At 41.5% G+C, this 12,808-nt stretch carries 11 protein-coding genes; 3 read left to right on the plus strand and 8 right to left on the minus strand.

The features are described from left to right. The first annotated feature begins 31 nt into the window (after nucleotides 1-31). Nucleotides 32-847: a purine-nucleoside phosphorylase gene (locus tag B5Y40_RS16075; RefSeq protein ID WP_079687808.1), complete on the plus strand. Its 816-nt coding sequence runs from the start codon at nucleotides 32-34 to the stop codon at nucleotides 845-847. 61 nt (nucleotides 848-908) lie between these two features. Here B5Y40_RS16075 and B5Y40_RS16080 read toward each other — a convergent pair whose 3' ends face one another. The 3 genes from B5Y40_RS16080 to dxs form a co-directional block, all read right to left on the minus strand. Then, nucleotides 909-1,661 (minus strand): hypothetical protein, encoded by a 753-nt coding sequence (locus tag B5Y40_RS16080; protein ID WP_079687809.1) that lies wholly within the window; start codon nucleotides 1,659-1,661, stop codon nucleotides 909-911. Nucleotides 1,662-1,815: 154 nt separating this feature from the next. After that, complete coding sequence (locus B5Y40_RS16085) at nucleotides 1,816-2,574, minus strand: alpha/beta fold hydrolase (RefSeq protein ID WP_079687810.1); 759 nt, start codon at nucleotides 2,572-2,574, stop codon at nucleotides 1,816-1,818. A 2-nt stretch (nucleotides 2,575-2,576) separates the two neighbouring features. Beyond that, the gene (gene dxs / locus B5Y40_RS16090; RefSeq protein WP_079687811.1) at nucleotides 2,577-4,496 is read right to left on the minus strand and encodes a 1-deoxy-D-xylulose-5-phosphate synthase; all 1,920 of its coding nucleotides are present in this window, start codon (nucleotides 4,494-4,496) and stop codon (nucleotides 2,577-2,579) included. Between the two features lie 197 nt (nucleotides 4,497-4,693). Between dxs and B5Y40_RS16095 the strand changes: the two genes are divergently transcribed. Further along, on the plus strand, nucleotides 4,694-5,479 hold the full coding sequence (locus B5Y40_RS16095; protein ID WP_079687812.1) for a segregation and condensation protein A: 786 nt from the start codon (nucleotides 4,694-4,696) through the stop codon (nucleotides 5,477-5,479). 30 nt (nucleotides 5,480-5,509) lie between these two features. Here the strand turns inward: B5Y40_RS16095 and B5Y40_RS16100 are convergent, their stop codons facing one another. Together B5Y40_RS16100 and B5Y40_RS16105 are read right to left on the minus strand one after the other, a co-directional pair. Next, on the minus strand, nucleotides 5,510-6,457 hold the full coding sequence (locus tag B5Y40_RS16100; RefSeq protein WP_079687813.1) for a pyridoxal-phosphate dependent enzyme: 948 nt from the start codon (nucleotides 6,455-6,457) through the stop codon (nucleotides 5,510-5,512). 60 nt (nucleotides 6,458-6,517) lie between these two features. Then, nucleotides 6,518-8,680 (minus strand): S9 family peptidase, encoded by a 2,163-nt coding sequence (locus B5Y40_RS16105; protein ID WP_079687814.1) that lies wholly within the window; start codon nucleotides 8,678-8,680, stop codon nucleotides 6,518-6,520. A 66-nt stretch (nucleotides 8,681-8,746) separates the two neighbouring features. Here B5Y40_RS16105 and B5Y40_RS16110 point away from each other — a divergent pair, with 66 nt between their 5' ends. Then, complete coding sequence (locus B5Y40_RS16110) at nucleotides 8,747-9,715, plus strand: YpdA family putative bacillithiol disulfide reductase (RefSeq protein WP_079687815.1); 969 nt, start codon at nucleotides 8,747-8,749, stop codon at nucleotides 9,713-9,715. Nucleotides 9,716-10,016: 301 nt separating this feature from the next. Here the strand turns inward: B5Y40_RS16110 and B5Y40_RS16115 are convergent, their stop codons facing one another. The 3 genes from B5Y40_RS16115 to B5Y40_RS16125 all read right to left on the minus strand — a co-directional run bounded on the left by B5Y40_RS16115 (nucleotide 10,017) and on the right by B5Y40_RS16125 (nucleotide 12,771). Further along, nucleotides 10,017-10,652: a response regulator gene (locus B5Y40_RS16115; RefSeq protein WP_079687816.1), complete on the minus strand. Its 636-nt coding sequence runs from the start codon at nucleotides 10,650-10,652 to the stop codon at nucleotides 10,017-10,019. A gap of 86 nt (nucleotides 10,653-10,738) precedes the next feature. Continuing rightward, a complete protein-coding gene (locus B5Y40_RS16120) occupies nucleotides 10,739-11,668 on the minus strand; it encodes a diacylglycerol/lipid kinase family protein (protein ID WP_079687817.1) in 930 nt (309 codons plus the stop codon). Next, entirely contained in the window at nucleotides 11,665-12,771 is a 1,107-nt protein-coding gene (locus tag B5Y40_RS16125; RefSeq protein WP_159453719.1) for a tetratricopeptide repeat protein, read from the minus strand. Before B5Y40_RS16125 ends, B5Y40_RS16120 begins: the two co-directional genes overlap by 4 nt. Between the last annotated feature and the right edge of the window lie 37 nt (nucleotides 12,772-12,808).

Consider the following 12,808-nt stretch of genomic DNA (forward strand, 5'->3'; position numbering starts at 1 on the left):
TTTTATCAAATTGCTTTGAAGATATATACCCATGATTGAACAGATTAAGGAGGCTTCCGATTTTATTCAAAGCAAAGGAGTAACTCAGCCTGAAGTGGGTGTTGTGTTAGGCACCGGCTTGGGTAATCTTTTTGTCGAGGAGATCCAGAATCCTATTGTGATAGAGTATCACCACATTCCGCACTTTCCGGTTTCAACGGTGGAGTCGCATAAAGGTAAGCTTATCTATGGAACGATAGCCGGTAAATATATACTTGCCATGCAGGGCCGCTTTCATTATTATGAAGGGTATAGCATGAAGCAGATTACTTTTCCTATTCGGGTAATGAAGAAGCTCGGTATAAAGAATCTCCTGTTGTCAAACGCTGCCGGTAATATGAACCTTGATTGGAAAAAAGGAGAGTTGATGTTACTGGATGATCATATCAATTTTCAACCTGATAATCCATTACGAGGATTGAATGATAGTACGTTGGGGCCTCGCTTTCCGGATATGAGCCAACCTTACTCAAAGCGATTGAATGATCTTCTGACAACTATTGCAAATGAAAAGGGCATTACGCTTCATACAGGAGTATATGTAAGTGTTACAGGACCGAACCTCGAGACGCGTGCAGAGTATAGATTTCTTCGGAATATAGGAGCTGATGCTGTAGGCATGAGCACGGTGCCGGAGGTTATTGTAGCCAACCACATGAGTATACCGTGCTGCGCTATTTCCGTTTTAACAGATGATTGTGACCCTGATAACCTGAATCCGGTTAACATTGAACAGATCATTGCTATTGCAGGCCAGGCGGAGCCAGCCCTCACAGAAGTATATAAAGAATTGATCTCGCGTATGTGATATAACAAAAAAATCCCGGAGGGTTACTCCGGGATTTTTGTATTATATTTTTTGTAAAGTATTATGCCGTTGCTGCAGATGATTCTTCAAATTTTTGAGACATTCTTAACGTAACAGTTTTCTTGGCTTTGTATCCACAATAGCCACACTGGAAATGCTTCAACAGTTCGCCTTCTTCTATAGTGGAAGGAGTTTTCAGAATTTCTTCACGAACAACTTTAAAAGTCTGGTAGTTACATTCAGGGCATTGCAAAGCGTGCAAGTGACCAGAGTATCTTTCGATTTTAACGTAGCCGGTTTCTTCGTCTTTCCATACATCATAGTCAATGGAGAAAACATTTTCTTCAGCTTGCATACCTTCATCGAGGTAAGCATCTTCTTCGTCTTCGCTCAACAGCTTCATAGCCTTGCCGGTTTTTGGAGAAACCCGCGGCTTGTAACGAAGTACTTTCAAGCGTTTTTCTATAAAGAAAGGATAATAGAATTTTAACAGGTTCTGAATGATCAGTGCTACGATCAATCCCATTGCAAACGTGGTGAACACACGCACGAAAATCCAGATTGGATTAAGTTCTACAATGTTGGCATTTGCGTAAAAGCAACAACCGATTACCAAAATAACAGAAGCGATCCATAGGGTCTTGATCTCGCTGCGGTTAATGTAATCATATTTGGTTTTGGCATCGTTCATTGTTGCAAGTCGCACAACATGATACAGAGCAATCAGAATGGCAATTGCCCAGGCAGCAAACGCTATGTTCTTTGCCATCGAATTCCAAGCGTCATACTGATGTGGATCTACTATCTCTTCCATGGTTACAGGTTGGTTATTAATATTCCTATTAGCAAATATAGAGTCCTGATTTTATTAAACCTAACACGTGCGTGCAGTGCACTTGAAAACATATACAATTTAGTACTGTTTTAATCAAATTGTCAACGGTAATCTGCCAAAGTAAGAGGTTTAATTACAGGTGATTCACAAAAACTTTAACGAGGTTAACCGTTTCAGTAAATTTTTCGAACATACCCATGTGAGCAACATCATTCAGTACGTGAAGCACTGGTTTCTTACAAAGTGCTGCTTGCTCTTCTACACTGGCGGCTGGTATGCTCTGATCTTTTTTACCGGCAATTAATAAAACCGGTTTATCAAATTGTTGTAAAACTTCTACACGTGCAGGACGATCTCGCATAGCCTGTGTATAACCTGTTACAGTATCCTCACTGGACTGAATAGCGATTTCACGAATACGTGCAATGGCCGGATGCTCCGGATTAGCAAAAAGTTGTTGAATGAAGTTAGAGGTAAAAGCTAACGCTCCATTCTTTTTTACAAAGTCTATAGTTTTGGTACGCGACTCTTTTTTTTCTGTAGAATCACTATATGCAGTCGAATGAAAAAGACCTATACCTGCAAATAGATTTAAATTTTTTGCCGCCATTGCAAGCGTTACATAACCGCCAAGTGAATGTCCGATAACAACAGGGTTCTGAATTTTCTGTTCCTCAATCCACAAAAGCAACTGAGTGGCTACATCGTCAATTGAAAATGGAGAACTTAACGATTCACTTTTACCAAAACCAGGAAGGTCTGGTGTGTATACTTTGAAATTTTCAGAGATTGTGGCAGCGAACTCATTCCACACAGCACTGTTCATGGGAAAACCATGGATCAGAATAACGGGTTGGCCTGTGCCTTGAACATTAAAAAATATCTTCGACATTATTATCTCGGTACTAATTCCAACATCTCTACAACAGCTCGCTCGATTCCTTCTACATCAAAACTACATTCGTGGTGAAGTTCATGCTGCTCACCATGTTCTACAATTCTATCCGGAATTCCTAACCTTCTCACTTCTGCTCGAAGATTATTGTCGGCCATAAATTCAAGTATAGCACTTCCAAAACCTCCTTGCAGACAACTATCTTCAACGGTTAATATTTTTTTGTATTGACTGAATATCTCAAGCAACATTTTTTCATCCAATGGTTTTGCAAAACGCATATCATAATGCCCTATCAAAATGTTATGCCGGGCAAGGCGCTCGCAAACTTCTACTGCGTAATTACCAATGTGTCCAAGCGTTAAAATTGCTAACTCGTTCCCTGCTCTCAATTTTCGTCCGGTTCCAATCGCGATTTCCTCCATAGATGTTTTCCACTCAGGCATAACACCCTGGCCCCTTGGATAACGAATGGTGAAAGCCTGCTCGGCTCTTGGTAACTGAGCAGTATACATGAGGTTGCGTAGTTCTGCTTCATTCATCGGAGCAGCAATAATCATATTCGGAAGACAACGGAAGTAAGCAATGTCATATGCACCGTGGTGGGTAGGTCCGTCAGCACCAGCAAAGCCTGCACGGTCAAGGCAGAAATTGACAGGCAAATTCTGTATGCACACATCATGCACAACCTGATCGTATGCGCGTTGCATGAATGAACTATATATATTACAGAAAGGCACTAGCCCCTGCGTTGCAAGGCCTGCTGAAAAAGTGACAGCATGCTGTTCCGCTATACCAACATCAAACGCACGGTCAGGCATTTCCTTCATCATGATGTTCATTGATGAACCCGATGGCATTGCCGGAGTTATACCTACAATTTTGTCATTGGTTCTTGCAAGCTCTACCAATGTATGGCCAAATACATCCTGGTATTTTGGAGCCTGTGGCTTCTCATATATCTTTTTAAAGATCTCGCCTGTGATCTTGTCAAATGTTCCAGGTGCATGCCAGGTAGTAGCATTTCCTTTTTCTGCAGGGCCATATCCTTTTCCTTTCACAGTGACACAGTGAAGAATTTTAGGACCCTTTATGTGCTTAAGATCATTGAGGATTGTTACAAGATGATTTACATCGTGACCATCTACCGGACCAAAATAGCGAAGGTTGAGAGACTCAAATAAATTACTCTGACTTAACAACGTTGACTTTATACCGGTCTCAACTTTAGAAACAATTTCCTGCGCGCTCTTTCCGAAGTTCGACAGCTTGCCCAGTAAGTTCCAGACTTCGTCTTTTAATTTATTATAGGTTTTGGATGTAGTAATATCCGTTAGATAATCTTTCAGTGCACCAACATTCGGATCGATCGACATACAGTTGTCGTTCAGAATAATCAGAACATTAGAGTCAGAAACACCAGCGTGATTCAAACCTTCAAAAGCCATTCCTCCTGTTAATGCACCATCACCAATTACTGCGATGTGTTGCTTCTCGTCTTCTTTTAAATACTTGGAAGCAACAGCCATACCCAACGCAGCAGAAACAGAGGTCGAAGAATGTCCTACACCGAAAGCATCGTATTCACTTTCTTTTCTTTTCGGAAAACCAGAGAGGCCGTTGTAAACACGGTTCGTATAAAAAGTATCTCTTCGGCCTGTCAGAATTTTATGGCCGTAAGCCTGGTGGCCTACATCCCATACGAGTTGGTCGTACGGAGTTTTAAAAACATAATGCAATGCCACGGTAAGCTCTACCACACCGAGACTTGCCCCGAAATGTCCGCCATAAACGGAAACATTATCGATGATGAAATGGCGGAGCTCCTCACAAAGCTGAACCAATTGGGCCTGATCGAGCTTTTTGAGATCATCAGGTGAATTTATTTCTCCTAAAAGTTTTCCCGGGGTTATCAGCATGGGTTTTTTTGCATTAATGCCTCTATAAACAATAATTGAAGGTAAGAGTTTTACACTATCACTCCTAACTTGCGATTAAACGGACTAATTGACCTGAAAAAGAAGTTTTCGCTAAAAAAATAAGCCACAAAATTAGTATTTCTTTTCAATCGGGCTTTTTGCCGGATTATAAATAAATTTGTCCTCTCACTCGATTTATGACACAGGAAAATTTTGAGGTAAAACTCCCGCTGTTTGAAGGTCCGTTCGATCTTCTGTTGTTCTTCATTGAACGCGATGAACTGGATATCTATGATATTCCGATCTCAAAAATCACAAACGACTTCCTGGAGTATATTCAGCAGATGGAGCAACTTAATATAGAGGTAGCGAGTGAATTTATACTGGTGGCGGCAACCCTCATGCGCATCAAATCAAAAATGTTGTTACCGCGTCCGCAGTTGGATGAGCAGGGGAATGAAATTGACCCTCGCGAAGAACTTGTACGCCACTTGCTTGAATACAAGAAGTATAAATCTGTTGTTGATACCTTCCACAAAATGGAAGAGACCGAGCTTACCAAAGAGAAACGTGGTAACCTGATGAAGGAGCTGCGCACTCTGGCAGAGAGTACAAACGTAGAGGCCGAGCTTCAGGACATCACGATATTCAAACTGATGCAGGTGTTTGATAAGGTATTGAAACGTTATCAGGCGGATAAAAACAAACCGGTACACCAGGTAATTCAGTATCCCTATACGGTTGAAGGACAAAAGAAATATATAACAGATGCGCTGGAAAATAAAACCAAATTATCCTTTACGGAGATGTTGGAAACATTCCCGACACGTATCGGACTGATCTTTAATTTCCTGGCTATTCTTGAAATGCTGGCGCTGCAAATCCTTACCATTCAGGTAGGCGAAGGCTTTAATAATTTTTGGATCACGAAATACAACGCTACCGCAGAAACAAAAGAAGTAAATACTACTTTAAGCGAGTAGTATATATTCTAAAATGTGAAAGTATATATTTTATAAGCCAAAGAGTTTAAAAGCTCTTGACAGGTCTACATTTCCACCGGATAGAATTACGCCCACTTTCTTATTTCTGAAAGTATCTTTTGCTTTTAATACTGCTGCAAATGGAACTGCACCGGATGGCTCAACAATGACTTTCAGATTTTCCCAGAGGATTCGCATCGCATTAATAATTTCCTGATCACTTACCGTGATCACTCCCTTCACATGATCGCGAATGATCGGGAATGTTTTATCCCCCACCGTAGTAAGCAATCCATCAGCAATCGAGTTGGATTGAGAAGGCTCTATAATTCCGCTTTTCAGTGAGCGATAGGCATCATCGGCACCCTCGGGTTCTCCTGCAAAGACAGATGTAGCCGGGGAAAAATACTTTGTGGATAATGCTGTGCCGCTTAACAGACCACCACCACCAACAGGAGGTATAATTACTTCTAACGAAGGTATATCTTCAAAAAATTCCTTCGCAACAGTTGCCTGGCCGGTAATAACCTCATAGTCGTTAAAGGGGTGGATAACACTTGCACCCGTTTTTTTAACCACTTCCTGTAGTGTGGTTTCACGAGACTCCAGTGTTGGTTCGCATTCAAAAATCTCTCCACCAAAACTTATAACACCACGCTTCTTGATTTCAGGTGCTGTATGCGGCATCACTATATATGATTTTATACCCATGATTTTTGCAGAGCGTGCTATCGCCTGTGCATGGTTGCCGGAAGAGTGTGTCGCCACTCCTTTTGCTCTGGCTTCATTGGAGAGAACGAGTACAGCATTCATGGCGCCTCGTGCTTTAAAGGCGCCAGCTTTTTGAAGGTTCTCGCATTTAAAGAATACGTTTGCCCCAACCAGTGCATTGATAGCCTCAGAGGTCATTACCGGAGTGTGATCGATATATACTTTGATCCGCTCGTGTGCAGCTTCGATTGCTTCCTTTGTTATCATCCCGCGTTGCTTATGTTAGTTATAAAAAGTGATCCCGACTTTTGCCGGGATCATACGATACTATAGATTTTCCAAAACGTAATCCATCATCATCGTGTAGAGATGAAGTTTGGTTTTGCCACCCTGTATACCATGATGCTTATCAGGATAATAGAATGAATGAAATTGTTTGCCCGCATTGACCAATGCATCTTGCAACACTACCGAATTTTGGAAATGAACGTTATCATCGCCTGTGCCATGGATTAATAGAAAGTTACCTTGTAATTTATCGGCATAGGTAGAAGGTGAGTTATCATCATAACCACTTGCATTCAGTTGAGGTGTTTGCAGGTATCGCTCGGTATATACCGTGTCGTAAAATCTCCAGTTCGTAACGGGCGCCACGGCTATACCCATCTTAAATATACCCGCACCTTTCGTCATAGCAAGAGATGACATATAGCCACCATAGCTCCATCCCCAGATACCAAGCCGGCTATCGTCAACATATTCAAGTGTGGAAAAAAATTTTGCTCCGGCTATAAGATCTTCCAACTCATACTTACCAAGTTGTTTATAGGTGAGCTTTTTGAAATTCTCTCCGCGTGCACCTGTTCCACGCGAATCAATCACGGCTACTATATATCCTTTTTGTACCAGCATTTGATGAAAGAAGAAATGACTTCCTCCCCATGCATTGCTTACGTTTTGTGAGCCCGGCCCACTATACTGGTATACCAGCACCGGGTATTGTTTTGAGGCATCAAAGTTCTTAGGCTTCAACATATAACCATCGAGTTGCGTGCCCTCTACTGTTTTGAAAGAGAAAAATTCTTTAGCAGAAAAACCATACTCGTCCAATACCTTGGCCAACGCATCATTGTTCTCCAATACTTTCAGTAGTGCGTTGCCTTTCGTTTTATAAAGGCTCACTACAGTTGGATGTGCAGACGTGGTAAAGTAATCAATATAGAATTGATAGTCTGTGCTCATATTTATAGTATGGCCACCGGCACTTTCTGAAAGCTTCGTTTTCTTGTTACTATTGAGCGAGATGGAATAGAAATGTCTTTCAAGAGGTGATACTTCCGTGGAAGTATAGTATAGCGTTTTGGTCTTTTCATCAAGCCCCAGAATTTGACTTACTTCAAATTTGCCGCTGGTGATTTGTTTTACGAGTTTTCCATCGATCGAGTATAAGTATAGATGTTTAAACCCATCCCGTTCAGTGGTATAGATAAATTGCTTGCCATCGTTCAGGTAAATCAGGTCATCCGTAAATTCCAGGTCAATGAAGGTTTCGCTTTTTTCGCTGAGTACAACTGTGGATGCTCCGGTGGACGCGTTTACGTGAAGAATATCAAGATTGTTCTGAAGCCTGTTCAGTTTCCGGATCGATAATACATTTGCATCAGCAGTCCATTTTACACGTGGTATATATATATCTTTCTCCGTGCCTATATCTGCTTTAACTTTTTGTTTGGAGGCGAGATCATAGAACCAGATTTCAACCGTAGAGTTTGCTTCCCCTGCCTTCGGATATTTGAAGCGATAATCGGTTGGATATAGCGTCTTCCCCCAGCGCTGAAGATTATACTCGCGCACAGCCGATTCATCAAAACGATAGTATGCTAATTTCTTCCCGTCAGGCGACCAATAAAAACCATCCACAAAGCTGAATTCTTCTTCGTATACCCAGTCCGTTGTGCCGTTGATAATGTGATTGAATTTGCCATCCGTAGAAACCTGCACTTCCTGCATATCTGCCAGCGTAACATAGAAAAGATTATTCTCACGGACAAAAGCAACCTTGCTTCCATCTCCGGAGAATGCTGCATAAGATTGCTTGTCCTTCGATGACAACGCCTTCACGGATTTGGTGGCGATATCATAAACAAAATAATCCGCAGTAAACGATCTGCGGTAAATACTTTGAAAGTTTGTAGAGAGCAACAGTTTCTTTTCGTCTCCACTGAACAGGTAATCCTGAATTTCTATTTTAGGATTTAGCGTTGATCCATCCACGAGCGTTTCAACCGGCTTGCCACTAGTAATGTTGTATTTTACGACCTTGTTATTCTCTAATGTTGAGTAAAACTTTCCATCTTTCATCCAGTTTATACCGCGAACTGTTTTTTGAGAGAAGGTATTTTTAGTGGTAAAATCTTCAACGGTAATTTGTTTCTGGGCATATCCTGTAATGCTAAAAGCAAAAAAGACAGCGATTAAGAGTTTATTCATGATGAGTATAGGTTATCAGTCCAAATTTTTAAGAATATTGTTGAATTATCAAATTGAATTATAAGAATGGAACAGTTTGATGTTGTTATTATCGGTGCCGGGCCTATTGGCCTCGCGTGCGGCATTGAAGCAAAGAAGAGCGGATTGAGTTATGTGATTCTTGAAAAGGGCTGTCTCGTTAACTCGCTTTTTAACTATCCGCTGAACATGACTTTTTTCTCGACTTCGGAGCGGCTTGAGATTGGTGAGGTTCCATTTATATCGCATCAGCCAAAACCAAATCGATTTGAGGCGTTGGAATATTACAGAAGGGTTAGCACAAGCTGGCATCTGAACCTCAAGTTATATGAAAAAGTAACAACGATAACTTCCGATTCAAACAATCACGTTGTTACAACGATGAAGGGACAGTATCAATCCAAAGCTGTTATACTTGCCTTGGGTTTTTATGATCTGCCTTACTTGTTGCACGTACCTGGTGAAGACCTTCCCAAAGTAAAGCATTACTATGACGAGCCGCATCCATACTTCGGACAAAAGGTTGTTGTCGTTGGTGCTGCCAATTCAGCTGTAGATGTAGCACTTGAAACGTGGCGCAAAGGTGCTGAGGTAACCATGGTGATTCGCGAAGATGGAATCCGCGAAAGCGTAAAGTACTGGGTGAAGCCTGATATAGAAAACCGGATTCAGGAAGGGTCTATCAAAGTATACTTTCATTCTGAAGTAAAAAAAATTACGAAGGATGCTGTGGAGATAAAAACACCGGAAGGTGATGTCGTAATTCCAAATGATTTTGTATTGGCAATGACAGGCTATCAACCTCCGTTTGAATTTATGAAAGCGAGTGGTATAACATTTCATGAAGACCCGTTTCATACTCCGGTATATAATGAAGAAACGATGGAGACCAGTGTGCCCGGTATATATCTGGCAGGAGTAGTATGCGGTGGCTTGAAGACGAACAAGTGGTTTATTGAGAACTCACGCGTACATGCTTCTATGATCTTGCAGGACCTTACTAAAAAAATAAAATAGAAGAGTGCTCTCCCGGAGGAAAACACTCTCACCTGATTAACCAACCAACTACAGGTATACTATGTAAAGAGCAGGTATAGGAATCTGCTTTTTATTTAACATCGATCATGTTAGCCACAGTGGCCTTGACAAGCTCTCTCAGAAAACTGGAATATATTTCAGAACGCTTCGTTTAGATAGCGAGTGTTGATACATGCCGAAGCGGCATAAGAAATGGGGTCTTAGAGTTTTCATAGAGCAGGGTAATGCAAGCTATGCCTATAGAGCGCTCAAGTCAACTCCACAATAATGTGGGACAACATTAAATTTCGCCACGCAAAGATTTTGAGATAACTTCGGCTTTGCCGTGAACGTGAAGCTTGCGGTATATATTTTTAATGTGAAAACGGACCGTTTCAATGCTGATGTCCATTCGATCAGCAATCAATTTATAGCTTAGCCCATCCACCAGACCAATTACAATTTCTTTTTCTTTCGCAGATAGAGGTGATTGCGGCTCTTTCTTTTTGGCGTTGCTCAGGGCGAAGTGCTCTATAACCTTTCTCGCAATTTGAGGCGACATTGGCGAGCCGCCTTTCGAAAGCAGTTCTATACCTTCCTTTATTTCTTCGAGTGGTGTGTTCTTTAATAAGTAACCTGTTGCCCCGGCACACAGGGAATCGAAGATTCTTTTGGGATCATTATATACCGAGAACACGATGACATCTATATCGCTATTTTTTTCTTTGATAAGTTTTATACCATCAATACCCGACATACCGGGTAAGCCGAGATCCATGATCAGCACATTTGGCATCGTACCGGCATCTACATTTTTTAGAAAGTCTTCAACGGAGCCGTATGCAATTTCGCATGAAAAATTCTCCTGACGGTTCAGAAAGGTTTGAACGCCTTTACGGATTTGCTCATCATCTTCAATAATTCCTACAAGGATCATACTGCAAAATAACGAAGAGGAATGATATTCGTTAGCCCTGTTTTAATCACATAAAGATGGGGGACACTTTAAGTGAGATGTTTATATCAGGGAACGAGTACTTTCAACTTAGTCGATGACACCTTAACACGGGCAGGAAGTTTTCCGAGTAATTCGCCATCAGCTTCAATGAGACAAGTTTTTTCAGATTCAAAATCAATGGCATCGGCTTGTTTGTAAAATACTTCTGGATGCTGAATGTGTTTACCACTTTTCATAGGGATGGAATGTCGTATAAAATCCAATACGGAAACATCGCCACAAATAAAGGCGTCAAAAATTCCATCATTTGTTTTGGCATCGGGCGCCACACATAATCCATGGCCATAATACTGGCCATTGCCAACAGCAAACGTGCGTAACTTGCCTTGCCAGTTCCAGGTAGAATTTCGGGCCGTTACAACAACCGGCCTATAGGTAAAGAATGTGATGAGTATAGATATATAGTACGCTATAGCCGAACCAAAAGTACGATCACTTTTCAGTACCCGCTTTACAACTTCAGGCCCCATCCCTATATCTGCTACATTGATAAAGTAGCGATGATCTTTCTCTCCTGAATCAGAAATATAGTCAACCTCGCCAACGTCAAGCAATTGAGGCTCAAATTTCTTGAGCAACAGCATTAATTGACGGGGATCGGATTTTATATCTATACTTCGCGCAAAATCATTTCCGGTCCCTAGCGGGAAAACCGCGATCACCGGAAGGTCTGTATAATTTTCTCTTCCTTTCAGTACACCATTGATAACCTGGTGTAGTGTACCATCGCCACCTGCAGCGATGATGACATCATACTTTTTATCGACAGCTTTGGAGGCAAGCGAGACTGCATCATTGCGGGAAAGCGTTTCGTATATTTCTGTTTTATATACAAGACGTAGCATAGGAAGTATTTTCCGATAGAAGTACAACCGCTCCATCGAAATGCCGTTCAGTATAACAGCAACACGTATAGCTTTTAAAGGGGCGCTCACTTGCAGTTCTTCTTGATCAATGCTTTTGCTTCTGTTGACCCTAGTTCTTCTGCACGTTTAAAATCGAGGCACGCATCGTACTTGTTGTTCATGGTAACTTTCACGACACCGCGCTGTAAATAAGTTTCCGGATCACTCGGGTATAGTTCAATAGACGAAGAGTAATCCTCGATCGCTCCAGCATAATCTTCTTTTTCTGTTTTACTGAGTGCGCGATTATCGTAATATACCGGATTGGTATCATCCAGTTCAATCGCTTTGGTATAGTCTGCTATAGCACCATCGTGGTCTTCCATGCTATATTTTACGACACCACGTAAATTATAGGTTTCCGGTTCGGTAGCATTCAGTTCAATCGCTTTGGAGTAATCTTCCAGCGCACCTTTAAAATCCTGTTTGGCATTTTTAGCAAGCGCACGGTTTTCAAATTTAAGAGCATCCTTTGGGTCGAGTTTGATGGCCTGGTCATAATCAGCAACAGCCTGATCGAGATTACCCGTATTATAGTATGCAACTCCCCTATAATTATAGAGGGCAGGATCATTTTTGTCGAACTCAATCGCTTTTGAATAATCATCTATAGCACTGATGAATTCACCCAGCTCTGCCTTTACTACACCACGGTTGAAATACTTATCAGAATCAACCGGACCAAGTTCAAGTGCTTTTGAAAAATCGAAGTATGCTCCCTGCAGGTCTTCCGTATTATACTTTGCTAATCCGCGGTTGCTATAGGCATCTGCAAATTTACTGTTGAATTTAATGGCCTTATCGAAATCAGGAATAGCACCTTCATCATCACCCAACGCCATCTTGGCTTCACCACGATTATTAAGAGCATCGGCAAAAGTAGAATCGATTTCAAGTGCAGCGTTGTAATCTCCTATAGCACCATAAAAATCCTCCAGCTCCAACCGCGCCTGACCGCGAAGATTCAGCGCTATTTTATTTTTAGGATTACTATCAATGATCTTGGTGAGGTCTGCCTTTGCACCTTTAAAATCATTCGCGGCAATTTTTTTCCGTGCACTTTCCAATGCAGCGTCTTGTGCCTGTGCAATGCCGGTGATAAGTACTAAAAGTATGAATGCGATTTTTCTCATGCCTGGTTTTAAAATAACGGCCAATTTAAACATAAAA

Origin of the sequence: Ohtaekwangia koreensis, assembly GCF_900167975.1 — a bacterium.
GTDB lineage: Bacteria > Bacteroidota > Bacteroidia > Cytophagales > Cyclobacteriaceae > Ohtaekwangia > Ohtaekwangia koreensis.